Here is a 23433-nt window from a genome sequence, read left to right on the forward strand (position 1 = left end):
CCGGGCCGCTGCTTGTGCGCCCGCAATGCCCAGCCCTATACCGCCGCCGGCGGCGGGTCGGCGGACTGCTTACCCCGCCCGTGCCGCCAAGGCAGCCTGCACAGGAAACGGATCGCCCGCCGATGTATCTCGTGACCGGCGGTGCCGGTTTCATCGGGTCGAACCTCGTCGCCGCGCTTGCCGCGCGTGGGGCGGAGGTGATGGTCGTGGACCGGCTGCGCGAAGGCGCGCCGGGGCGCGAGAAATGGCGCAACCTGGCGAAGCACAACGTCGCCGGCATCCTGCCGCCGGAGGAGCTCGAGGATTTTCTCGCCGCCGCCGGGGATATCGAGGCGGTGCTGCACATGGGCGCGATCAGCGCCACCACGGCCACCGACGGCGACCTCGTGGCCGCCACCAACATCACCCTGCCGCTGTTCCTCTGGGCCGCCTGCGCCGAGCGCGGGGTGCCCTTCATCTATGCCTCGTCCGCCGCGACCTATGGCGACGGCACGCAGGGCTTCGAGGACGACCCGCGGCCGGAGGCGCTGGCGGCGCTGCGCCCGCTCAATCTCTATGGCTGGTCGAAGCTGGTGTTCGACCGCCGCGTGGCGGACATGCTGGAGCGCGGCACGCCGAGCCCGCCGCAATGGGCGGGGCTGCGCTTCTTCAACGTCTATGGCCCGAACGAGTACCACAAGGGGCGCATGGCCTCGGTGGTGTTCCACAAGTTCAACGAGGTGCGGGGCGGCGCGCCGGCGCGGCTGTTCCGCTCCGACCGGCCGGGCATCGCCGATGGCGAGCAGAAGCGCGACTTCGTGCATGTGGACGACTGCGTCGCGGTGATGCTGTGGCTGCTGGAGAATCCGGAGGCGAGCGGCCTGTTCAATGTCGGCTCCGGCCAGGCCCGGAGCTTCCTCGACCTGGTGAACGCGATGTTCGCCGGCATGGGCCGCCCGCCCGAGATCGAGTTCGTGGACATGCCCGCCGATCTGCGGGGGAAATACCAGTATTTCACCGAGGCACCGGTCGGACGGCTCCGCGAGGCAGGCTATGACCAACCGATGATCCCGCTGGAGGAAGGCGTGGGCAGCTACGTCCGCGACTTCCTGATGCAGCCCGACCCGCATCGCTGAAGCGCCATGTTCCCCGTCATTGCCTTCCCCGCGATCGACCCGGTCGCGCTCGAGATCGGTCCCTTCGCGCTGCGCTGGTATGCGCTGGCCTATATCGGCGGCATCGTGCTGGGCTGGTGGCTGGCGCGGCGGCTCTGCGCATTGCCGCCGGTGGCAGCCACGCGGGAGCAGGTGGATGACGCCGTCACCTGGGTGACGCTCGGCATCATCCTCGGCGGGCGCCTCGGCTATGTGCTGTTCTACCGGCCCGGGTTCTACATCACCGCGCCGTGGGAGGCGCTGTATGTCTGGCAGGGCGGCATGTCCTTCCATGGCGGCATGCTGGGCGTGGTCATCGCGCTGCTGTGGTTTTGCCGGCGGCGGGGGCTCGACCCGTTCCTTTTCGCGGATCGGGTGGTGACGGTGGTGCCGATCGGCCTGTTCCTCGGCCGCCTCGCCAATTTCGCCAATGGCGAGTTGTGGGGACGCGTGACGGACGTGCCCTGGGCGATGGTCTTCCCGCATGGCGGGCCGGAGCCCCGCCACCCGAGCCAACTCTACCAGGCGTTCCTCGAAGGGGTGTGCCTCTTCGCGCTGCTGATGGTGCTGGTGCGCATTCCCGCGATCCGGGCCCGCCCGGGCCTGCTGAGCGGCGTATTCCTGTGCGGCTACGGCGTGGCGCGGCTGGTCGGCGAGGTGTTCCGCCAGCCGGACGCGCATCTGGGTTTCCTCGTCGCGGGCATCACGATGGGCCAATTGCTCTCGCTGCCGATGATCGCCGTGGGGGTGTGGCTGATCCTTCGGGCGCGGGCACGGCCGGCGCTCGCCTGAGCCCATGGAACGGCTCGACCGCTTCATGGCACGCGCAGTCGCCGCCTATTACGGCCGGGGCGCGGAGCCTTTCGGGCGCGCCGGCGACTTCACCACCGCCCCAGAGATCTCCCAGGCCTTCGGCGAGGTGCTCGGCGCCTGGTGCGCCGTGCTGTGGGAGAGGATGGGCCGGCCGGATCCGGTGATCCTGGCCGAGTGCGGACCGGGGCGCGGCACGCTGATGGCGGATGCGTTGCGCGCCTTGGCCCAGGCCGCGCCGGCCTTCCGCGCCGCGGCGCGCGTGCATCTCGTGGAGCAGTCGCAGAGCCTGCGCGCGGCGCAGGCGCGCCTGCTCGGCGCCGCGGTCACGGCCTGGCACGACGATGTCGCGACGCTGCCGCCCGGCCCGATGCTGCTGCTGGGCAACGAGTTCCTCGACGCGCTGCCGATCCGCCAGTTCATCCGCCGCGCCGGCATCTGGCAGGAGCGCTGGGTGGCAGACGGCGCCTTCGCGGAGCGCCCCGCCCTGGACGCGCCCGATCTGCCGGCGGACGCGCCCGATGGCGCGGTGAAGGAGGTGAGCGAACCCGCCTTCGCCTTCATGCGCGCGCTGTCGGCCAGGCTCGCGGCGCAGGGCGGCGCGGCGCTGCTGGTGGATTACGGCGCGGCGGTGCCTGCCTTCGGGGATACGCTGCAGGCCGTGCGGGCGCATCGCACCGGCCTTGACCCGCTGGCCGAGCCCGGCACGCGGGATCTCACCGCGCATGTGGACTTTCCGGCCTTGGCCGAGGCTGCCAGGGGCGCCGGCGCCAATGCCTTTGGCCCGATTCCGCAGGGATTGTTGCTCCAGCGCCTCGGCCTGATGACGCGCGCCGCCATGCTGGCGCAGGCGCGGCCGCGCATGGCGGGCGAGATCCTGTCGGGGGCGGAGCGGCTGGTGACCTCCGAAGGGATGGGGCGGCTGTTCAAGGCGCTCGCGCTCTGCGATGCCCGTCTCGGGCCGCCGCCCGGATTCGAGGAGCCATGACCCCGCCTTTCCTGACCGCCGATCTGCCGGTGCCGCATGGCTTCTTCACGCGGCAGGGCGGCGTCTCCTCCGGACGGTTCGCCAGCCTGAACTGCTCGCTGTCGGGTCGCGACGATCCCGCTGCGGTGAAGGCCAACCGTGGCCGCGCCGCCGATGCGCTGGGCCTCGCGCCGGATCGGCTGTCCGGGCTCAACCAAGTGCACGGGATCGCGGTGGCGACGCTGCGCGCGCCCTGGCCGGAGGACGACCGGCCCAGTGCCGATGCCATGGTCACGGACCGGCCTGGGGTGCTGCTCGGTATCGTCACCGGCGATTGCGCACCGGTCCTGTTTGCCGATGCGACGGCCGGGGTTGTCGGCGCGGCCCATGCCGGGTGGCGCGGCGCGGCGGCCGGCGTGATCGAGGCGACGCTGAATGCGATGGAGGCGCTCGGCGCGGCACGCGGGCGCGTCGCCGTGGCGATCGGCCCCTGCATCGGGCAGGCGAGCTACGAGGTCGGCCCCGATCTGCGCGAGGCGGTGCTGGCCGCGACGCCTGCGGGCGAAGCCTGCTTCGCGCCGGGCCGGCGGGAGGATCGCTGGCAATTCGACCTGCCGGGCTACTGCCTGCTGCGGCTGCGCGATGCGGGCGTCGGCGGGGCCGCCTGGCTCGGCGAGGACACGCTGGCGAACGAATCGAAATACTTCAGCCATCGGCGGGCGACGCTTGCGGGCGGGGGGCCGATCGGCCACCAACTCTCGGCCATCGCGCTGGGGGAGAGGTGAGGCGTTGCCCTACGTGATCATGTTCACCTTGATGATCGTCCTGACCCTGATGGTGTCCTGTGCGTTCATCTAGGCGCGGGCTGCTGTTGGCGCTGGGTGGCGCGGCGACGCTCGCGGCCTGCGGCGACCTGCCGCAGCCCTTCCGCGGCCAGCCCGGCCGGCTCGGCGCGCGCCTGGCGAGGCCGCCGGCCTATCGCCTCGCTGTGCCGGCGCCGGAGGCCGCGCTGCTGTCGAATGACGATGCGCAGGCCTATGCGCGGCTGCTGGCCGAGGCGCTGATGGCGCAGGAGGTGCCGGCGGTGGATGGCCCGGCCTGGCCGCTGGACTGGCAGGTGGTGGTCACCGCCTCCGCCGAGGCCGGACGGGTGGTTCCGCGCTACACCTTGCGCGACGCCGACGGAAACCCGCTGGGCGAGCATGCCGGCCGCGCGGTGCCCGCCAGCGCCTGGGCGGATGGCGGAGAGGAGTTGCTGCGCAGCGCCGCGACGGAGGCCGCCCCGGCGCTGGCGACACTGGTCGGGCGAGCCGATTCGCTGCGGCGGACCGGCGATGAGCGCGCCGTGGGCGTCGGCCCACCGGTTGTGTTGCTGAAACCGGTACGCGGCGCCCCCGGCGACGGCAACCGGAGTCTCACGGCGCGGATGGCGGAGCGCCTGGCCGGCCTCGGCCTGCAGGTCCAGGACCAGGCCGAGGGCGCCGGCTACGCGGTGGAGGGCGTGGTCACCGTGACGCCGCCGGAACGCGGCATGCAGCGGGTGGAGATCGTCTGGACGGTGTCGCGCCGCGATGGCTACGACCTGGGTCGCGTGCTGCAACTGAACGAGATTCCGGCCGGGAGCCTCAACGGGCTGTGGGGCGATATCGCCTTCGTGGTGGCGGACGAGGCTTCGGGCGGCGTGCGCGACGTGATCGCGAATGCTGGCGGCATCGCGCCGCCCGAGGCGGCCGCCCAGCAGGCGGCGTCGTCCACGCCAGCGCCGGGCGCTCCGGCGAACCCGCCGGCCGCCGCGCGTTGAGGCGGTAGGGCGGCCATGCGCCACGGTCACGGCGGCGCGATGGACACCCGAATGTCACGTTGCTATCCGAACGCGCGACCGCGCGGGCTGCCGCGCGGCGGCTCGACACCTCCCCGGGGCCTCGCCGCATGAAGATCATCGCCTGCAACAGCAACCGCCCGCTTGCCGAGGCGGTGGCCGCGGCGCTCGGCATGCCGCTCACGCAAGCCTCCGTCCGGCGCTTCGCCGACATGGAAATCTTCGTCGAGATCCATGAGAATGTCCGCGGCGAGGACGTGTTCGTCGTGCAGTCCACCAGCTATCCGGCGAACGACAACCTGATGGAGCTGCTGATCATGCTGGATGCGCTGCGGCGCGCCAGCGCGCGGCGCATCACGGCGGTGATTCCCTATTTCGGCTATGCGCGGCAGGACCGGAAATCGGGCAGCCGCACGCCGATCAGCGCCAAGCTGGTGGCGAACCTGATCGTCGAGGCCGGCGCGCACCGCGTGCTGACGATGGACCTGCATGCGGGGCAGATCCAGGGCTTCTTCGACATCCCCGTGGACAACCTGTTCGCCGCGCCGCTGTTCGCGCGCGACATCCAGGAACGCTTCGCCGGGCGGGAGTTGATGGTCGTCAGCCCCGATGTAGGCGGCGTGGTGCGCGCCCGCGCCATCGCCGCACGCATCGCGGCGGACCTCGCCATCATCGACAAGCGCCGTCCGCGCGCCGGCGTCTCCGAGGTGATGAACGTGATCGGCGAGGTGGAGGGCCGGCACTGCATCCTGGTGGATGACATCGTCGATAGCGGCGGCACGCTGTGCAACGCCGCCGAGGCACTGCTGAAGCAGGGCGCGAAGAGCGCCAGCGTCTATGTGACGCATGGCGTCTTCTCCGGCGGCGCGGTGGCGCGCGTCGGCGCGGCGCCGATCGAGACGATGGTGGTGACGGATTCCATCCTGGCGACGGAAGCGGTGCGCGTCTCCCGCAACATCAAGCAACTGACGATCGCTGCGCTGATCGCCGAGGCGATGAAGCGCATCAGCGAGGAGAGCAGCGTCAGCGACCTGTTCAGCTGATGCGGCTCGCGGCGATGCTGCTGGCGGCGTTGCTGCTGGGCGCCTGCACGGCGGAGCAGGTGCATCGCTCCGCCCTCTCCGCCTGCCGCGCCTCCCCGAACACCTGCACCGATCCGGGCGCGATTCCCGAAAGCCGCACGCCCGGCCTGTAGCGCGCGTTACGCGGCCGGGCGGGGGCGCGGCCGGCTTCAGTCGCTCATCGCCCCGCCCTGCAGCAGCGCGATCACCTGATCCGCGGCCAGCACGTCGCCGAAGAACTCCAGAAAGGTATTGAGCGTCGCCTGGTGCGCCGCGCGATCGCGGGCGGCATTCGCATCGGCGATCATCACCGTGTCGTAGCCATGCTGCATGGCGTCCCGCGCCGTGCTCTCGCAGCAGACATTTGTCAGCGTACCCGCGACCAGCACCGTGGTGACCTCGCGCCCCTTCAGCCAATCCGGCAGCGGCGAGGCGCCCGGGCCGAAGGCGGAATAGCGGCATTTCGGGAAGACGAAGTCGCCGGCCGCGACCTCCAGCCCCGGATCGAGCGCATGTAGCGGATGGCCTTCGCGCAAGCCTTCCAGGATGCGCTGCGCCAGACCGGGCTCCACCATGCGGCGATAGAAGGCGGGCCAGCCGCCATCCGCGCTGGCGTCGAAGGTGCCGCGGGAGAACGCCACATGCCCGCCCGCCGCGCGCAGCGCCGCCGCTACCGCATTGATCGCCGGCACGATGGAGGGCGCGTCGCCGGTGCCGGAGGGCGCACCCTGCTGCGTGAAGGCCAGCTGCATGTCCACCACGACCAGCGCCGTGCGTGCGGGGTCGAGCCGCGTGGTGACATGCACGCGCCCGCCCCGCCGCGCCCGCACGCGCGCCAGCAGCTCGGCCGGGAAGATCGCTTCGGGTCGCATGCTGGACTTGCTCCGCTTCGCGCCCGATCCTCGCGCGACCGACAGGCTGCGCCAAGGGAGCGGACGTGTCCGACGACATCCTCGCCATCGACACCGTGGTGAATCCGCTGACGCCGGAGATCGTTGCCTCCCGCCCGGCCTGGAGCGGCAATTTCCACACCGGCACCTTCAAGCAGGAGAGCACGGTCCGCGCGGGCTACACGAAGGAGGCGATGCTGGCGATGCTGGACGAGGCCGGGATCGGCCGCGCCTTCCTCGTCGCCGCGAAGATCGGGCAGCTCGGACTGCAAGGCTCCTGGCATCTCGATCCCGCCATCGTCGCGGATCTCGTGCAATGGCGGCCGGAGCGGTTCAGCGGACTGGTGGGGCTCGACCCGACCCAGGGGATGCCGGGTGTGCGGGAGCTGCGGCGCTGGGTGCGCGACCACGGCTTCATCGGCGCGCATGGCTATCCGCACTGGTTCGAGCTGCCGCCCGACCATGCGAAATGGTACCCGTTCTATGCCGAATGCTGCGAGCTCGGCGTGCCCGTGCAGCTCCAGGTCGGGCAGTCGCTGGTCTATGATCCGGCGCGGCCGCTGCGCTCCGTCGGGCGGCCGATCACGCTGGATTCGGTCGCCTGCGACTTCCCGGAACTCAAACTGGTGGGAATCCATATCGGCATCCCCTGGCATGACGAGATGATCGCCATGGCCTGGAAGCACCGCAACGTCTTCATCGTGGCCGACGCGCATGCGCCGAAGCACTGGCCGGAGAGCTTCGTGCGCTACATCGACAGCTACGGGCAGGACAAGGTGATGTTCGGCACCGACTTCCCGGTGCTGATGTTCCGGCGCATGCGGGAGGAGGTCGCCGCCCTCGGCCTGCGCCCGGGGCCGCTGCGGAAGTTCCTGCGCGACAACGCGCTGCGCGTGTACGGTCTCGGCCAGGGCGGTTGAGCCGCCTGGTCTTTGGGATGCAGCGTCAAGAGCTGGGACGCCCGGTTGGTCCCCGCCCGGGAGATCGGCGCTAGGTGTTTTTGTGCACTGCAACATCCGGTCGGGGAGCCATCCGGTGAAGCCGCCCAGATCCGCGGCGCGCCATGCGCGCGCCCCCACGCGCCGCGACCGCGTCCTGGTGGACTACGCCCTGCAGGGCGGCGGCGCGCATGGCGCCTTCACCTGGGGCGTGCTGGACCGCCTGCTGGAGGAGGAGTGGCTGGAGATCGAGGGCATCTCCGGCACCTCCGCCGGCGCGATGAACGCGGCGGTGCTGGCCAGCGGCTACGCCAAGGGCGGCGCGCCTGGGGCGCGCGAGGCGATGGCGGAATTCTGGCGCCGCGTTTCCCGCGCCGCGACCTTCAGCCCGTTCCAGCGCGGGCCGATCGACGTGATGCTGGGGCGCTGGACGCTCGACAACTCGCCCGCCTTTCTGATGATGGACATGCTGGCGCGCGTCGTCTCGCCCTATGACGTGCCTGCGATCGGCGGGAATCCGTTGGCGGATGTGCTGAACGAGAGCGTGGATTTCGCGGCGCTCGCATCCGGGCCCGTGAAGGTCTTTGTGACCGCGACCAATGTGCGCACCGGGCGCGGGCGCATCTTCCGCAACGCCGACATCACGGCGGAGGCGCTGCTGGCCTCGGCCTGCCTGCCGCAGCTGTTCCAGGCCGTGGAGATCGACGGCGAGCCCTATTGGGATGGTGGCTTCGCGGGCAACCCGACTCTGTTCCCGCTGGTGAACGAGCTCACCTCGGACGACACGATCCTGGTGCCGATCAACCCGATCGAGCGGCCCGGCACGCCGCGCAGCGCGCGCGACATCCTGGACCGGGTCAACGAGATCTCCTTCAACGCCGTCGCGCTGAAGGAGCTCAAGATGCTGGCCTTGCTGCGCAAGGTGGCCGATCCCGGCAACACGGAAGGCGCGGCCTGGGCGCGGATGCGCATGCATGTGGTGCGCAACAACGTCATGGTCGATCTCGGCTATTCCTCCAAGCTGAATGCCGAATGGGCCTTCCTGGAGATGCTGCGCGACGAGGGCCGGAAGGCCGCGCAGGCCTTCCTCGATGCGCATGCCGAGGATATCGGCAGGCGGTCCTCGCTGGATTTCGACAGTCTCCTCGACGGCGTCTGAGCCATGGGCCTGCTGGGGATCCTGCTCGGCCTCGCGCTCCTCGTCTGGCTGGCTTATCGCGGCTGGAGCGTGCTGCTGCTGGCACCCGCCGCCGGCCTGGTCGCGGCCGCCTTCGCCGGGGAGCCGCTGCTGGCGCATTGGACGCAGACCTTCATGGGCAGCGCCGCGCGCTTCGTCGCGCAGTTCTTCCCGCTGTTCCTGCTGGGCGCGCTGTTCGGCAAGCTGATGGAGGACAGCGGTGCGGTGAACGCCATCGCCGACTTCATGACCACGAAGCTCGGCGCGCAGCGCGCGGTGCTGGCGGTGGTGCTGGCGGGTGCCATCGTCACCTATGGCGGCGTCAGCCTGTTCGTCGCCTATTTCGTCCTGGCGCCGATGGCCGCCGCGCTGTTCCGCGCCGCCGACATCCCGCGCCGCCTGATGCCGGCCGCGGTGTGCCTCGGCAGTTCCACCTTCACCATGTCCGCGCTGCCGGGCACGCCGGCGATCCCGAACACCATCCCGATGCCCTTCTTCGGCACAACACCCTTCGCGGCGCCGGGGCTCGGCCTGATCGCCTCCGCGGTGATGCTGGCGATCGGGCTGTGGTGGCTGGATCGGGCCGAGAAGCAGGCGCGGCGCGCCGGCGAAGGCTTCGGCGATCCCGTCCCGCATGCGGCCGACCAGGCCGCCGATGACCCGCTGGTGCGCGAACGCGCCGTCGCCGCGCGCGAATTCGACCCGGCCGAGATCCATCGCAGCGAAGTTACGCCGCGCACGCCGCCGATCCTGCTGGCCGCACTGCCGCTCGTCGTGGTCGTGCTGGTGAACCTGCTGATGTCCTTCGTCGTGCTGCCGCGCATGGACACGGCCTTCCTGGCGGAGCCGCGCTTCGGCGGCATCACGCTGTCCGCCGTTGCCGGCGTCTGGGCGGTGGCGACGGCGCTGGCCGCGGCGATCCTCACCCTGGTCGTGCTGAATGGCTGGCGCGTGCCTTCGTTGCGCGCGACAATGGATGCCGGTGCGAACGCCGCCGTGCTGCCGGTGGTCAGCGTGGCGAGCCTGGTGGGCTTCGGCGCCGTCGTCGCCGCCATGCCGGCCTTCGAGGCGGTGCGCGACTGGGTGCTCGGCATCGGCGGCGGGCCGCTGGTCTCGCTGGCGGTCGCGACGAACATCCTGGCGGCGCTGACCGGCTCGGCCTCCGGCGGCCTCACCATCGCGCTGGAAGCGCTGGGGCCGACCTACATGGCTTTGGCGGCAGAGCAGGGGATCGATCCCGGCCTGATGCACCGCATCGCCGTGATCGGCGCCGGCACGCTGGACATCCTGCCGCACAACGGCGCGGTCATCACGCTGCTGGCGGTGTGCGGCTGCACCCACCGCGAGAGCTACAGGGACATCGTGATGGTGGCGATCGTCTCCTCGATCGCCGCGCTGGTCACGGTGATCCTGCTGGGCAGCCTGTTCGGCTCATTCTGACAGGGGCCGCTCCTCGGGCAGCGGGTCCTCGCGGCCGGAGAGCAGGTCCGCCACCCAGCGGCTGGCCGGGAATTCCTCGCACACCACCAGGATGGCGATCAGCACGGGTGTGCCGATGAAGGCGCCGGGGATGCCCCAGAGGAAGCTGCCGAGGAACACCGAGACCAGCACCATGAAGGGCGAGACGGCCAGCCGCGCGCCGGTCAGCCGCGGTTCGATGTAGCTGCCGCCGAGGAACTGGATCACCTGCAGCACCGCGAAGACCGTCACCGCCACTTCCCAGGTGCCGAACTGCAGCACGGCGAAGATGGTGGGGAACAGCGTCGCGATCAGCGGGCCGATGAAGGGGATGTAGTTCAGCACCAGCGCGATGGCGCCCCATTCCGCCGCGAGCTCCAGCCCCATCGCCGCGGCGAAGGCCCAGACCGCAAGGCCGGTCAGCACGCTCATGAAGGTGCGCACCAGCATGTAGGTGCGCAGCTTCTGCGCGGTGCGTTCCGCCGCGCGCAGCAGCGCCGCCGCGTTGCCCGGCCCCAGCCGCAGCATCTGACGCTTGGCGACGTCCACCTCCAGCAGGCCGAGCATGACATAGACCAGCGTCAGCAGGATGAAGCTGACCAGGCCCTGCAGCTGCGACAGCACGGCCTGCGCCACGCCCACCATCCAGCGCGCGTCGAACTGTCCGGCCAGCGCGCCGGCGGCCTCGATCCCGCGCGCATCCAGCCACGCCATCTTCTGCGCGAACAGCGCCTGCAGCATCGCGGCATTCCCGACGATGGAGGAGCCGACGCGGCCGAAGGCCCAGGCCACCAGCCAGGCCAGGCCAAGCAGGGCGACCAGCGCGACGATCATCGTCACCAGCAGCGCGGCGATCTTCGGCATGTGCCGCTGCGCCTTGCCCTGCAGCGGCCAGACCAGCGCGATGGAGAACAGCGCGAAGACGATCGGCGCCACGATGGATTGCGCCAGCGCGACGGCGGTCGCGACCAGGATCGCGGTGCACAGGCCGATCATGATGCGCATCGGGCGCCCGTCCATCCATGCCTCGCCTTCGCGTGCGCCGCCAGCTACGGTCAGGCGGGACCGTTGCGCAAGAGGGCCGCATGAACATCCGCGCGGGAACGGCGAGGTTGCTGCGCTGGGGGATCGGCGCGGTCGCGCTGCTGCTCGTCGTGTTCTTGGCCCTGCGTGCCTATGATGTGCAGCGCGGCCCAGCCTTGCGTCCCTGGCATGTGCATGTGCCGCCCGAGATGGACCGCGCGGCGATGGCGACGGCGGACTGGGATGCCTGGATGGCAGCGGAAGGCCGCGCCTTCGACGATGTGCGGCGCGCGGTGACGGACCGGCTGGATGCCGCGGACCGCGTGCCGGCCAACCGCTACTTCGCCGACAGCCCGCTCAACCCCGCAAACTTCTCCGCCGACTGGAACCGCTCCATCATCCTGACGCCGGAATCCGCCCCGCGCGGGGCGGCGGTGCTGATCCATGGCATGACCGACGCGCCCTATTCCATGCGCCACCTCGCGGAGCTTTACCGCGCGCAGGGCTGGGTGGCGGTGGTGCCGCGCATGCCCGGCCACGGCACCGTCCCGGCCGGCCTGACCGATGCGACCTGGGAGGATTGGGTCGCCGCGACCCGCCTTGCGGTGCGCGCCGCGCGGGCCCGCGCGGGGCAGGGGGCGCCGCTGCATCTGCTTGGCTATTCCAATGGCGGGGCGCTCGCGCTGAAGCACGCGCTCGACGCCATCGAGGACCCCGGCCTGGATGCGCCGCAGCGCGTCGTGCTGGTCTCGCCGATGATCGGCGTGACGGCCTTCGCGCGCTTCGCCGGCCTCGCCGGCCTGCCCGCGCTGCTGCCCGCCTTCGCCGGCGCCGCCTGGCTGGACCTGCTGCCGGAGTTCAACCCGTTCAAATACAACTCGTTTCCGGTGAACGCCGCGCGGCAATCCTATGAGGTCAGCACCGCCGTGCAGGAGCAGACCCGGCGGTTGGCGGCGGCCGGGCGGCTCGACCGCCTGGCGCCAGTGCTGACCTTCCAGTCCGTGGTGGATGCCACCGTCAGCACCCAGGCGGTGGTGACGGCGCTGTATGCGTTGCTGCCGGCCAATGGCAGCGAGCTGGTGCTCTTCGACATGAACCGCGATGCGAAGCTCGGTCCGCTGGTCTCGCCGCAGGCGGCGCTGGCCGTGGAGCGGCTGTTGCCCGCCGCGCCGCAGCGCTTCCGCATGACGCGCATCACCAATGCCGCGCCAGGTTCCTCGGCGGCGGTGGCCCATGTGACGGAGGCTGGCGCGACCACGACGCAGGAGATCACGCTCGGCCTCGCCTGGCCGCGGGAAGTGTTCTCGCTCTCGCATATCGCGCTGCCCTTCCCGGTGGAGGACGGGCTCTACGGCCTTGCGCCCGATCCGGCCGACCGCTTCGGCATCAATCTCGGCGCGCTGGCGGCGCGGGGGGAGCGTGGGGTGCTGGTGACGGGCCTCGACACCCTGCTGCGGATTTCCTCGAACCCGTTCTTTCCTTACCTGCGCGACCGCGTGGCGGAGGGCATCGTGATGGGCGGCGCGGCGGCGCGCGCGAATGGGACAGCCGGCGCAACGCTGGGACGCGGCGCCCATGACGCTGCACATCCCGTCGCCGCAGATGCGCCGAGGATACGGTAGAAGCGCGCAATGAGCTTCTGGCCGTCGTTGTCCCGCTGTAGCCTCCTGCCTGCCGAGTGGAACCAGGTCATGCGCATGCCGACAGCGTTGCCGACAGGACGCCGCACCCTGCTGCTGCTGCCCGTGCTGCTGGCGGCCTGCGGGGATCCCGCGCCGCCACCCGCGCCCGAGCCGCGGCCGGTGCGCGTGACCACCGTGGAACCGCGCCAGGGCGGCGAGGTGGTGTCGCTGACCGGCACCATCCAGGCGGAGACCGAAGCCAATCTCGGCTTTCGCATCGACGGCCGCATGATCGAGCGTCTGGTGAATGTCGGCGACCGCGTGCAGGCCGGCCAGGTGATCGCGCGCCTCGATCCCACGAATGAGGAGAACAACCTGCGCGCCGCCCGCGCCGCGCTGGCCGCGGCCGAGGCGCAGCTGGCGGAGGCGCAGAACAACTATTGGCGGCAATCGGAGCTGCTGCGCGACGGCTGGACCACGCGCCAGCGCTACGACCAGGCGTTGCAGCAGCGGCAGACCGCGCGCAGCGCGCTGGATTCGGCACAGGCCCAGGCCAACATCGCGGAGAACCGGCTGGGCTATACCGAGCTCGTGGCCGATGCCTCCGGCACCGTGACAGCGCGCGGCGCGGAGCCGGGCGAGGTGGTGGCGCCGGGCCGCATGATCGTGCGCATCGCCCGCCAGGGCGGGCTGGATGCGGTCTTCGACGTGCCGCCGGTGGTCAAGGACCAGGCACCCTCCAATGCGGTGATCGAGGTCGCGCTGACGCTCGACCCCGCCGTGCGGGCACAGGGGCGCGTGCGGGAAGTCTCGCCGAGCGCCGATCCGGTGACCGGCACCTTCCGCGTGCGGGTCGGGCTGAACGATCCGCCGCCGGCGTTGCGCCTCGGCTCGACGGTGACGGGGCGCATGCAGCTGGATGGCGGTGCCAATATCGCGATCCCCGCCAGCGCGCTGACGCGCAAGGACGATCAGCCGGCGGTCTGGCTCGTGGACCCGGCGACGCAGACCGTCGCGCTGCGCAACATCGAGGTGCTGCGGCACGACCCTGCCCGTGTTGTGGTTGGCTCCGGCCTGACGCAGGGCGAGGTGATCGTCACCGCGGGCGTGCAGGCGCTGCGGCCCGGCCAGAAGGTGCGCCTGCTCGGGGCCGCGCCGTGATCGGTCCCAACCTCTCGGAGTGGTCGATCCGGCGGCCTTCGCTGGTCGTCTACTTCATGCTGGTCGCGGTGATCGCGGGCGGCCTGGTGTTCTTCAAGCTCGGCCGCAACGAGGACCCGGCCTTCACCTTCCGCACGATGGTCGTCTCCGCGGCCTGGCCCGGCGCCACGATCGAGGAGACGCTGCAGCAGGTGACGGAGCGGCTGGAGCGTACGCTGCAGGAAGCGCCGAACGTCGACACGCTGCGCAGCTACACCATCGCCGGCCAGACCACGATCTTCGTGGACCTCAAGGATTCGACGTCCCCCGCAGCCGTGCCCGACAGCTGGTACCAGGTGCGCAAGCGCATCGGCGACATGCGCCACACCCTGCCGCAGGGCGTGATCGGGCCGGGGTTCAACGACGATTTCGGCGACACCTTCGGCATCATCTTCGGCTTCACCGCCGACGGCTTCACGCAGCGCGAGCTGCGCGACCAGGTGGAGGCCGCGCGATCGCGCCTGCTGCGCGTGCCCGACGTCTCAAAGGTCGAGGTGCTGGGCGCGCAGGACGAGGTGGTGTTCATCGAGTTCTCGCTGGAGCGGCTGGCCGGCCTCGGGCTGAACTATCAGGCCTTGGTCGGGGCGCTCAGGGCGCAGAACCTGGTGCAGCCCGCGGGGCTGGTGCAGACCGGGGAGGAGCGGCTGGCGATCCGCGTCTCCGGCGCCTTCCAGAACGAGCGTGACATCGCGAACGTCACCTTCGCCGCCGGGGACCGGCTGATCCGCCTGACCGACATCGCCGAGATCCGGCGCGGCTTCGCCGACCCGCCGCAGCCGATGTTCCGCGTCAATGGGCAGCCCGCGATCGGGCTTGCCGTGGCGATGCGCGAGGGCGGCGACATCCTGGCGCTGGGCCGGAACCTCCGCGCGGAGATGGCGGCGATCACCCGCGACCTGCCGGTGGGCATCGAACCCTTCCTGGTAGCCGACCAGGCGGAAACGGTGGACATCGCCATTGGCGATTTCACCGAGAGCCTGTGGCAGGCCGTCGTCATCATCATGGTCGTCAGCTTCATCGCGCTCGGCGTGCGTGCCGGCGCGGTGGTGGCGCTCTCCATCCCGCTCACGCTGGCCATCGTCTTCCCGCTGATGCTGGCGGCTGGGATCGACCTGCAGCGCATCTCCCTCGGCGCGCTGATCATCGCGCTGACGCTGCTGGTGGACGATGCGATGACCACCATCGACGCGATGATCCGCCGCCTCGCCGCCGGCGACAGCAAGGGCGATGCGGCGACCTTCGCCTATCGCAACCTGGCAGCGCCCATGCTGACCGGAACGCTGGTGACGATCGCCGGCTTCGTGCCGATCGGCTTCGCAGCGAGCTCCGCGGGCGAATACACCTTCTCGATCTTCGCCGTGGTCGGCATCGCGCTGGTCGTCTCCTGGTTTGTGGCGGTGCTGTTCGCGCCGCTGCTGGGCATGGCCATCCTGAAGGCGCCGAAGCCCGCAGCGGATGCGGCGCCGGCCAAGCCCGGCGCCATCCTGCGCGCCTATGCCGGTTTCCTGACATGGGCGATCCGCCTGCGCTGGCTCACGCTGCTGCTGGCCGTGGTCGCCTTCGTGGCCGCCGTCTATGCGATCCGCTTCGTGCCGCAGCAGTTCTTCCCCTCCTCCGACCGCACGGAGCTGCTGGTGGACCTGACGCTGCCGCAGAACGCCTCGATCCACGCGACGGAAGGCGTGGTGCAGCGCCTGGACGCGGCGCTGGCGCAGGATCCGGACGTGGCGCACTGGTCGAGCTATGTTGGCCGCGGCGCGATCCGCTTCTATCTGCCGCTGAACGCCCAGCTGCCGAACCCCTTCTTCGCGCAGGCCGTGGTGGTGGCGAAGGACCTCGATGCCCGCAAGCGCCTGCAGCCTCGGCTGGAGGCCTTGCTGGCCGAGCAGTTCCCCGCCGCCGTCACCCGCGTCTATCCGCTGGAACTCGGGCCGCCGGTCGGCTGGCCGGTGCAGTACCGTGTCGTCGGGCCGGAGATCGAGACGGTGCGCGGCATCGCGCTGGATGTCGCGCAGGCCATCGCAGCCAATCCGAACGCGCGCGACGTGAATTTCGACTGGATCGAGCCCTCGCGCCAGCTTCGCGTGGTGGTGGACCAGGAACAGGCGCGCCAGCTCGGGCTGAGCTCGGCGGCCGTTTCCGCCGTGCTGAACGCGGCCATCACCGGATCGGTGATCACCCAGATCCGCGACGACATCTACCTTGTCAACGTGCTGGCGCGGGCCACCGCCAATGAACGCCTGTCGCTCGATACGCTGCGCTCGATGCAGGTGCCGATCCCGGGCGGGCGGACCGTGGCGCTCGGGCAGTTCGTCACCTTCGACTACGGCCAGGAATACCCGCTGATCTGGCGCCGCGACCGCGTGCCGACGCTGACCGTCCAGGCGGATGTCCGCGCAGGCATCCTGCCGGAGACGGTGGTCACCGATGTCACGCCGCGCATCGATGCGCTGCGCACGCGCCTGCCCGCCGGCTACGAGATCCAGCTCGGCGGCATCGCCGAGGAGAGTGCGGAAAGCCGCGCCTCGGTCATCGCCGTGGTGCCGGCCATGATCGTGATCATGCTGACGGTGCTGATGTTCCAGCTGCAGAGCTTCGCGCGGCTGGCGATGGTGGTGGCGATCCTGCCGCTGGGCATCATCGGCGTGGTGATCGCGCTGCTGGCCTTCGGGCGTCCGCTGGGCTTCGTCGCGATCCTCGGCATCCTCGCGCTGCTCGGCATGATCGCGAAGAACGCGGTGATCCTGATCGTGCAGATCGAGCAGGACCGCAGCGAGGGGCTCGGCCTGCGCGATGCCGTGATGGCCGCGGCAACCTCGCGCCTGCGCCCGATGCTGCTGACCGCGCTTTCCACCGTGCTGGGCCTGGTGCCCATCGCGCCGACCGTCTTCTGGGGGCCGATGGCCTTCGCGATCATGGGCGGGCTGCTGGTGGCGACGCTGCTGACGCTGGTGGTCCTGCCGGTGCTCTACGTCGTCGCTTTCGAACGCGAATCCCGCGCGCCGGAGCTGGCGCGGGGCTGAGCTGCCGCGACCCGATCCGGCCAGGGCGGTTGAGCCGCCCGCAGCTACCGCGCTAGGTTGAGCGCGATGCGCGCGGTGTCTCTCCGCGCCGGCCGCCGGGAGGGAGCGCATGGAACGACCTGTCGTGACCTCGGCTGCGCGCCTGCTCCTCCTGCTGCTGATGCTGTCCGGCCTCGCTGCCTGCGCCAGTATCGCACGCCTCGATCCGCCACCCCCGCTGGCCGCGGAGGAAGCGGCGATCTTCGGCATCCCGAATGCGCGCTTCATGGCCGATGGTCCTGTCGCGCCCTGGGAGCAGGAGGCGGCGGCGGCGGCCACGCGCCGCCGCGCCGCGGATGCGCAGGCAGGGCGCGTCAGCCTGCCGCCCGCGAACTACCTGGCGCTGTCCGGCGGCGGCGACAACGGTGCCTTCGGCGCGGGGCTGCTCACCGGCTGGAGCGAATCCGGCACGCGGCCGGAATTCGACGTGGTCACCGGCATCTCCGCCGGCGCGCTGATCGCGCCCTTCGCCTTTCTCGGCTCCGCCTACGATCCTCAGCTCCGCGCGGTGTTCAACGATGTCGGGCCCGGAGACATCCTGGTGGTGGGGCGCATCGTCACCGCGCTGCTGTTCGGCGAGGCGATCGCGGATGCCTCGCCGCTCTATCGCCTGATCGAACGCCATGCCGATCAGGCGATGCTGGAGGCGATCGCACGGGAGTACCGTCGCGGCAGACTTCTGCTGATCGGCACCACGAATCTCGACATCCGGCGCGCCGTGGTCTGGAACATCGGTGCGATCGCCGCCAGCGGCCATCCCGAGGCGCTGGGCTTGTTCCGGCGCATCCTGCTGGCCTCGGCCTCGGTGCCCGGCGCCTTTCCGCCGGTCTTCATCGACATGGAGCTGGAAGGCCGCCGCTTCCAGGAGATGCATGTGGATGGCGGGGCCGCGATGCAGGTGTTCCTCTACCCGCCCTCCCTGGACCTGCGTCGCGCGGCCGCTGCTTGGGGCGCGCAGCGCCAGCGCACAGCCTGGGTGGTACGAAACGGGCGCATCGATGTGGAGAGCGCGCCGACCAACCGCAGCGTGTTCCGCATCGCGCGGCGCTCGGTGGAAACGTTGCTGCACTACAGCGGCATTGCCGACATCCATCGCATCCACCTGACGACGACGCGCGATGGCGTTGCGTTCCGGCTTGCGGCGATCGGACCCGACTTCGACGCACCGCGGGAGGGTCCCTTCGATCCGACGTTCATGCGTGCGCTCTTCGCCTATGGGCGCGAGCAGGGGCGCTCCGGCGCCGCATGGATGGACAGGCCGCCGCCGGTCGGCATCATCGCACCCGACCCCGAACCGGGGCTGACGGCGCTTGCGCCGTAGCGGGATTCGCTCGCGGCGCGCACGGACAAGCTGCATAATGCTGGGACGCGTGGCGTATGTGCCGCCCCGCGGCGGGGGCTAGCCTCGCGATCCGGCTGCCGCGACCGCCATGGTCGGCTGTTCGCGCGCGCGGAGGCGCCGAGTGCGCCTGCACGAATGAAGTGCCTGCTGGAGGGCGCGAATGTCCGAACTCGATAAGGTCCTCGCCCATATCGATGGCGATTTCGACAAGGCGCTGGAACGGCTGTTTGCCGTGCTGCGCATCCGCTCGATCTCGACCGATCCGGCCTATGCCGAGGAATGCCGGAAGAACGCGGAATGGCACGCCGAGGATCTGCGCGGCATCGGCTTCGAGGCCAGCGCGCGTGCGACGCCCGGCCATCCCATCGTCGTCGGCCATCATCGCAAGGGCAGCGGCCCCTCCGCGCTGTTCTACGGCCATTACGACGTGCAGCCGGTGGACCCGCTCGAGCTGTGGGAAGACGATCCCTTCGATCCGAAGATCAAGACGCTGGCCGACGGCACGAAGGTGATCGCCGCGCGCGGCTCGGCCGACGACAAGGGCCAGCTCATGGCCTTCGTCGAGGCCTGCCGCGCCTGGAAGGCCGTCACCGGCAGCCTGCCTATCCCGGTCTCCATCCTGCTGGAGGGCGAGGAGGAATCCGGCGGCGTGAACCTGCCCGGCTTCCTCGACGCGAACACCGCTGAACTGAAGGCCGATATCGGCCTGATCTGCGACACCAACATGTGGGATGCGCAGACGCCGGCCATCGTCACCATGCTGCGTGGGCTCTGCGGCGAGGAGATCTTCATCCACGCCGCCGACCGCGACCTGCATTCCGGCTTCTATGGCATGGCCGCGGCGAACCCGAACCGTATCCTCGCGAAGATCCTGGCCGACCTCTACGACGCGGACGGCCGCATCACGCTGCCCGGCTTCTACGACGGCGTGCCGGAACTTCCGGAGAGCCTGAAGACCCAGTGGGAGACGCTTGGCTTCACCGTGGAGGGCTTCCTCGGCCCCATCGGCCTGTCGATCCCCGCCGGCGAGAAGGGGCGCAGCGCGCTGGAGCAGGTCTGGTCGCGCCCGACCTGCGAGATCAACGGCATGGGCGGCGGCTACCAGGGCGAGGGCTTCAAGACCGTGATCCCCGCGATGGCCAGCGCGAAGGTGAGCTTCCGCCTGGTCTTCGACCAGGACCCGCACGCCATTCGCAGGGCCTTCCGCGAGCATGTGAAGGCGCGCATTCCCGCTGATTGCCGCGTGGAGTTCAAGGAACACGGCTCGGGCCAGGCGATCCGCTTCCCCGACACCGACCCCGCCTTTGCCAAGGCGCGCGAGGCGCTGTCCGACGAATGGGGCAAGCCGGCAGTCTTCATCGGCGGCGGCGGGTCCATCCCCGTCACGCACCAGCTCAAGACCTCGCTTGGCATGGATGTGGTGCTGGCAGGCTTCGGACTGGACGACGACCGCATCCACAGCCCGAACGAGAAATACAATCTGGAGAGCTTCCGCAAGGGCATCCGGTCCTGGGCGCGCATCCTGGAGGCGCTCTCCCGATGAGCGAGGCCGCCGCGCCGAAGACGGGGATGCAGAAGATCCTCGACACGGTGGAGCGCGTGGGCAACCGCGTGCCGCATCCGGTGATGATCTTCGTCTACCTGATCGGCATCGTGATCGTGCTGTCCACGATCCTGTCGCTGTTCGGCGCGCAGGTGAGCTACCAGGCCTACAACCCCGCCACCGGCGACATCGAGCCCGCCTTCACCGCCGCGCGGAGCCTTCTGACCATCGAGGGCATCCGCCTGATGTACACCGGCGTGGTCGCCAACTTCATGGGCTTCAACGCGGTCGGCGTGATCATCGTGGCGATGGTCGGCGTCGGCGTCGCCGAGGAAGCGGGCCTCGTGAAGGTGCTGATCCGCAAGCTTGTGATCGTCGCGCCGCGCTGGGCACTGACCTGGATCCTGACCTTCGTCGGCATCCTCTCCTCGGTCGCCGCGGATGCCGGCTACCTGGTGCTGATCCCGCTGGCGGCGGCGGCGTTCCTGTCGGTCGGCCGGCATCCGCTGGCGGGCCTTGCGGTGGGCTTCGCCTCGGTCGCGGCGGCGTTCCTGGTGAACATCCTCATCGTGCCGGTGGACGGCATCCTGACCGAGATCACCAACGACGCCATTCGCCTGGTGGACCCGAGCAAGTCGATCGACCTGGCCGCGAATGTCTGGTTCTCCATCGGCTCGACGCTCCTGCTCACCGTGCTGATCGTGGTGATCACCGAACGCGTGATCGAGCCGCGGCTCGGCGCCTATACCGGCGACTACCAGGTACCCGGCGAGAACGTGCTGAGCGAAGCGGAATATCGCGGCCTGCGCTATGCCGGCTTCGCGCTGCTCGCCGTAATGGGCTTCATCGCCCTGCTGCTGCTGCCGCCCGGCGCGCCGCTGCGCAACCCGACGACCGGCGCGATCATCAGCGGATCGCCCTTCATGAACAGCCTGATCGTGTCCATCGCGCTGATCTTCCTGGTCACGGGCGCAGCCTATGGGCGCGGCGCCGGCACGATGCGGACCGCGAACGACGTGATCGCGGCGATCCAGAAATCCATCGCGGGCCTGGCCGGGCTGATCCTGCTGCTGCTGGTGATCAGCCAGTTCATCGCCTTCTTCAACTACACCAACATGGCCACGCTGGCGGCGGTCTCCGCGGCAAAGTTCCTGGAATGGCTCAGCCTGCCTTCCATCGCGCTGATCATCGGCTTCGTCATTGCGGTGTTCGGCATCGACCTGATCATCACCGCCGCCATCGCGAAGTGGGCGATCTTCGCGCCGGTCTTCGTGCCGCTGCTGATGCAGCTCGGCGTGGAGCCGGAGGTGGTGCTGGCGGCCTATCGCGTGGGCGACAGCCCGATGAACGCGATCACGCCGCTCAATGCCTATTTCGCGATGATCGTAACCTTCGCGATCAAGTACCAGAAGGAGGCGGGCGTCGGTACGGTGATCGCGCTGATGCTGCCCTATGTCATCTGGATTTCCCTTGTCTGGACCATCTTCCTGGCGGGCTGGTATCTGCTCGGCCTGCCCTGGGGCGTGTGAGCGCCGGGCATGAACGACATCCTGGTCCTGGTCGCGATCGTGTCGGCGGCCGTGGTCCTGTTCGTCTGGAACAGGATCCCGGTCATCCTGGTCGCGCTCGGCGTCGGGATGGCGCTGTTCGCCTCGGGTATCGTCACGCTGAACCAGGCGCTGTCGGGCTTCGGCGACCCCGCGGTCATGTTCATCGCGACCCTCTTCGTGGTCAGCGCCGCGCTGGACCGAACCGGCGTCACTGCCTGGGCCGGGCAGGCGCTGATCAAGGGCGCCGGTGAGGACAGCCGCGCGCGGCTGATGGCGCTGATCGCGCTGCTGGTCGCCGTGCTGACCGCGCTGATCAGCCTGAACGGCGCGGTGGCGGCGCTGCTGCCGGTGGTGGTGGTGATGGCGGTACGGCTGGGGCGCCAGCCTTCGCAGCTGCTGATGCCGATGGTGTTCTCCGCCCATGCCGGCTCGCTGCTGGCGCTGACGGGATCGCCGGTGAACGTGCTGGTCTCCGAGGCCGCGGCGGATGCGGGCGTCGGCACCTTCGGCTTCTTCGAGTTCACCATCGTCGGCGTCCCGCTGCTGCTGGGCACCATCGCCATCGGCATCCTGCTTGGCCAGAAGCTGCTGCCGCATCGCGGTGGTCCCTCGATGAGCGCGGATTTCAGCCGCCACGCGGTGACGCTGGTCGAGCAGTACGGCCTCTCGCGCGACGTGTTCCGCATGCGTATCCGCAAGACCTCCCCGCTGGTCGGGCAGCCAACCGATGCGCTGGACCTCTCACCCTTCGAGGGCATGCGGCTGCTCGCCATGCAGGAAGGCGAGACGGGGGAGCGGTTGCGTCGCGCGAACTTCGCCGAAGGCGACCACCTGCTGATCGCCGGTCCGCCGGAAGCCGCAGCCGCCATCGGCGCGCAGCTGCATCTGGCCTTCCGGCTGGAGAACGCCGCGGCCGACATCCAGGATTCGCTGTTCAACCGCAGCTCCGGCCTGGCCGAGGTGATGCTGCCGCCGCGCTCCGAGCTGATCGGCCGCACCTTCTATCCGGGCATGGTGACCGAGAGCGGCGACCTCGTCGTGATCGCCGTCAATCGTGGCGGGGAGCCGTTGGGCCGCCATGCCGTGGTGCTGCAGGCGGGCGACACCATCCTGCTGCAGGGAAGCTGGAAGGCGCTCGACACGCATCTGAACGACCCGCAGGTGCTGGTGGTGAACTCGCCGGACCTGGTGCGCCGCCAGGCCGTGCCGCTCGGCGCCGGCGCGAAGCAGGCGATTGCCGTGCTGGCGGTGATGGTGCTGCTGCTGGCGACCGGCATCGTGCCGCCGGCGGTCGCAGGCCTGCTGGCCGCGGCGGCGCTGGTGCTGACGGGCGTGCTGAGCGTGGAGCAGTCCTACCGCGCCATCGACTGGACCACGGTGATCCTGGTGGCGGCGATGATGCCGCTGTCGGCGGCGATGGAGCAGACCGGCGCGGCGCGCCTGATGGCCGATGGCCTGGTCGCCGTGGCCGGGGAGGCCAGCCCGCGCGTGCTGCTGGCCGCACTGTTCGTGCTGACCGCCATCCTCGGGCAGCTCATCAGCAACACCGCGACGGCACTGATCATCATCCCCGTCGGCGTCGCCGCGGCCACGGGCATCGGCGTCTCGCCCGCGCCGGTGCTGATGAGCATTGCGGTCTGCTCGGCTGCTGCCTTCCTCACGCCGATCGCGACACCGACCAACCTGATGGTCATGCGGCCCGGCGGCTATGAGTTCGGCGACTACTGGAAGTTCGGCCTGCCGATGATGGCGTGGTTCTTCGTCGTCGCCGTCGTCCTCGTCCCCTTCGTCTGGCCCTTCTGATTCTTCTGGTTCGTCAGGCGGGCGGCCGGCGCGGG

General features: G+C 70.3%; 19 protein-coding genes. 17 read left to right on the forward strand and 2 right to left on the reverse strand.

What is annotated here, in order from left to right; all coding sequences use genetic code 11:
* The first annotated feature begins 122 nt into the window (after window positions 1-122).
* From rfaD to E4T13_RS29955, 7 genes are all read left to right on the forward strand, one after another.
* Complete coding sequence (gene rfaD / locus E4T13_RS19235) at window positions 123-1115, forward strand: ADP-glyceromanno-heptose 6-epimerase (RefSeq protein ID WP_137179878.1); 993 nt, start codon at window positions 123-125, stop codon at window positions 1113-1115.
* Window positions 1116-1121: 6 nt separating this feature from the next.
* Window positions 1122-1925 carry a prolipoprotein diacylglyceryl transferase gene (lgt, locus tag E4T13_RS19240; protein ID WP_137179879.1) on the forward strand — a complete coding sequence of 268 codons (804 nt, stop codon included), beginning with the start codon at window positions 1122-1124 and terminating at the stop codon, window positions 1923-1925.
* 4 nt (window positions 1926-1929) lie between these two features.
* Window positions 1930-2931 carry a class I SAM-dependent methyltransferase gene (locus E4T13_RS19245; RefSeq protein WP_137179880.1) on the forward strand — a complete coding sequence of 334 codons (1002 nt, stop codon included), beginning with the start codon at window positions 1930-1932 and terminating at the stop codon, window positions 2929-2931.
* Window positions 2928-3695 (forward strand): peptidoglycan editing factor PgeF, encoded by a 768-nt coding sequence (gene pgeF, locus E4T13_RS19250; protein WP_137179881.1) that lies wholly within the window; start codon window positions 2928-2930, stop codon window positions 3693-3695. The genes E4T13_RS19245 and pgeF overlap by 4 nt, the downstream gene beginning before the upstream one ends.
* Before the next feature lie 59 nt (window positions 3696-3754).
* A complete protein-coding gene (locus E4T13_RS19255; RefSeq protein WP_137179882.1) occupies window positions 3755-4711 on the forward strand; it encodes a hypothetical protein in 957 nt (318 codons plus the stop codon).
* 128 nt (window positions 4712-4839) lie between these two features.
* On the forward strand, window positions 4840-5772 hold the full coding sequence (locus E4T13_RS19260; protein WP_137179883.1) for a ribose-phosphate pyrophosphokinase: 933 nt from the start codon (window positions 4840-4842) through the stop codon (window positions 5770-5772).
* Window positions 5772-5924, forward strand: a complete 153-nt coding sequence (locus E4T13_RS29955) for a hypothetical protein (protein WP_170985076.1) — start codon at window positions 5772-5774, stop codon at window positions 5922-5924. The genes E4T13_RS19260 and E4T13_RS29955 overlap by 1 nt, the downstream gene beginning before the upstream one ends.
* Window positions 5925-5960: 36 nt before the next feature.
* Here E4T13_RS29955 and E4T13_RS19265 read toward each other — a convergent pair whose 3' ends face one another.
* Window positions 5961-6662, reverse strand: coding sequence for a cysteine hydrolase (locus tag E4T13_RS19265; protein ID WP_137179884.1), 702 nt, complete (start codon window positions 6660-6662; stop codon window positions 5961-5963).
* Window positions 6663-6727: 65 nt separating this feature from the next.
* Between E4T13_RS19265 and E4T13_RS19270 the strand changes: the two genes are divergently transcribed.
* From E4T13_RS19270 to E4T13_RS19280, 3 genes are all read left to right on the forward strand, one after another.
* Window positions 6728-7600 carry an amidohydrolase family protein gene (locus E4T13_RS19270; protein WP_137179885.1) on the forward strand — a complete coding sequence of 291 codons (873 nt, stop codon included), beginning with the start codon at window positions 6728-6730 and terminating at the stop codon, window positions 7598-7600.
* Window positions 7601-7715: 115 nt separating this feature from the next.
* Window positions 7716-8777 (forward strand): patatin-like phospholipase family protein, encoded by a 1062-nt coding sequence (locus E4T13_RS19275; RefSeq protein ID WP_240791200.1) that lies wholly within the window; start codon window positions 7716-7718, stop codon window positions 8775-8777.
* A 3-nt stretch (window positions 8778-8780) separates the two neighbouring features.
* Window positions 8781-10235 carry a GntP family permease gene (locus tag E4T13_RS19280; RefSeq protein ID WP_137179886.1) on the forward strand — a complete coding sequence of 485 codons (1455 nt, stop codon included), beginning with the start codon at window positions 8781-8783 and terminating at the stop codon, window positions 10233-10235.
* Here the strand turns inward: E4T13_RS19280 and E4T13_RS19285 are convergent.
* Window positions 10227-11273: an AI-2E family transporter gene (locus E4T13_RS19285; protein ID WP_206030232.1), complete on the reverse strand. Its 1047-nt coding sequence runs from the start codon at window positions 11271-11273 to the stop codon at window positions 10227-10229. The genes E4T13_RS19280 and E4T13_RS19285 overlap by 9 nt on opposite strands.
* A 65-nt stretch (window positions 11274-11338) precedes the next feature.
* Between E4T13_RS19285 and E4T13_RS19290 the strand changes: the two genes are divergently transcribed.
* The 7 genes from E4T13_RS19290 (at window position 11339) to E4T13_RS19320 (ending at window position 23398) form a co-directional block, all read left to right on the forward strand.
* Window positions 11339-12898 (forward strand): carboxylesterase, encoded by a 1560-nt coding sequence (locus E4T13_RS19290; RefSeq protein WP_137179887.1) that lies wholly within the window; start codon window positions 11339-11341, stop codon window positions 12896-12898.
* Between the two features lie 69 nt (window positions 12899-12967).
* Window positions 12968-14059, forward strand: coding sequence for an efflux RND transporter periplasmic adaptor subunit (locus E4T13_RS19295; RefSeq protein ID WP_206030233.1), 1092 nt, complete (start codon window positions 12968-12970; stop codon window positions 14057-14059).
* The gene (locus E4T13_RS19300) at window positions 14056-17121 is read left to right on the forward strand and encodes an efflux RND transporter permease subunit (RefSeq protein WP_137179888.1); all 3066 of its coding nucleotides are present in this window, start codon (window positions 14056-14058) and stop codon (window positions 17119-17121) included. Before E4T13_RS19295 ends, E4T13_RS19300 begins: the two co-directional genes overlap by 4 nt.
* A gap of 109 nt (window positions 17122-17230) precedes the next feature.
* Window positions 17231-18481: a patatin-like phospholipase family protein gene (locus E4T13_RS19305; protein ID WP_137179889.1), complete on the forward strand. Its 1251-nt coding sequence runs from the start codon at window positions 17231-17233 to the stop codon at window positions 18479-18481.
* A gap of 181 nt (window positions 18482-18662) precedes the next feature.
* Window positions 18663-20045: a M20/M25/M40 family metallo-hydrolase gene (locus tag E4T13_RS19310; RefSeq protein ID WP_137179890.1), complete on the forward strand. Its 1383-nt coding sequence runs from the start codon at window positions 18663-18665 to the stop codon at window positions 20043-20045.
* Window positions 20042-21574 carry an AbgT family transporter gene (locus tag E4T13_RS19315; protein WP_137179891.1) on the forward strand — a complete coding sequence of 511 codons (1533 nt, stop codon included), beginning with the start codon at window positions 20042-20044 and terminating at the stop codon, window positions 21572-21574. Before E4T13_RS19310 ends, E4T13_RS19315 begins: the two co-directional genes overlap by 4 nt.
* A 9-nt stretch (window positions 21575-21583) precedes the next feature.
* Window positions 21584-23398, forward strand: coding sequence for an SLC13 family permease (locus tag E4T13_RS19320; protein WP_137179892.1), 1815 nt, complete (start codon window positions 21584-21586; stop codon window positions 23396-23398).
* Window positions 23399-23433 lie beyond the last annotated feature (35 nt).

The sequence above is a fragment of the Roseomonas sp. AR75 genome (assembly GCF_005222815.1).
Classification (GTDB): domain Bacteria; phylum Pseudomonadota; class Alphaproteobacteria; order Acetobacterales; family Acetobacteraceae; genus Falsiroseomonas.

Coding starts and splice junctions, on each gene's coding strand:
- rfaD (WP_137179878.1), top strand. CDS start 123: ATGTATCTCGTGACCGGCGGTGCCGGTTTCATCGGGTCGAACCTCGTC.
- lgt (WP_137179879.1), top strand. CDS start 1,122: ATGTTCCCCGTCATTGCCTTCCCCGCGATCGACCCGGTCGCGCTCGAG.
- E4T13_RS19245 (WP_137179880.1), top strand. CDS start 1,930: ATGGAACGGCTCGACCGCTTCATGGCACGCGCAGTCGCCGCCTATTAC.
- pgeF (WP_137179881.1), top strand. CDS start 2,928: ATGACCCCGCCTTTCCTGACCGCCGATCTGCCGGTGCCGCATGGCTTC.
- E4T13_RS19260 (WP_137179883.1), top strand. CDS start 4,840: ATGAAGATCATCGCCTGCAACAGCAACCGCCCGCTTGCCGAGGCGGTG.
- E4T13_RS29955 (WP_170985076.1), top strand. CDS start 5,772: ATGCGGCTCGCGGCGATGCTGCTGGCGGCGTTGCTGCTGGGCGCCTGC.
- E4T13_RS19265 (WP_137179884.1), bottom strand. CDS start 6,662: ATGCGACCCGAAGCGATCTTCCCGGCCGAGCTGCTGGCGCGCGTGCGG.
- E4T13_RS19280 (WP_137179886.1), top strand. CDS start 8,781: ATGGGCCTGCTGGGGATCCTGCTCGGCCTCGCGCTCCTCGTCTGGCTG.
- E4T13_RS19285 (WP_206030232.1), bottom strand. CDS start 11,273: ATGGACGGGCGCCCGATGCGCATCATGATCGGCCTGTGCACCGCGATC.
- E4T13_RS19290 (WP_137179887.1), top strand. CDS start 11,339: ATGAACATCCGCGCGGGAACGGCGAGGTTGCTGCGCTGGGGGATCGGC.
- E4T13_RS19295 (WP_206030233.1), top strand. CDS start 12,968: ATGCGCATGCCGACAGCGTTGCCGACAGGACGCCGCACCCTGCTGCTG.
- E4T13_RS19305 (WP_137179889.1), top strand. CDS start 17,231: ATGGAACGACCTGTCGTGACCTCGGCTGCGCGCCTGCTCCTCCTGCTG.
- E4T13_RS19310 (WP_137179890.1), top strand. CDS start 18,663: ATGTCCGAACTCGATAAGGTCCTCGCCCATATCGATGGCGATTTCGAC.
- E4T13_RS19315 (WP_137179891.1), top strand. CDS start 20,042: ATGAGCGAGGCCGCCGCGCCGAAGACGGGGATGCAGAAGATCCTCGAC.
- E4T13_RS19320 (WP_137179892.1), top strand. CDS start 21,584: ATGAACGACATCCTGGTCCTGGTCGCGATCGTGTCGGCGGCCGTGGTC.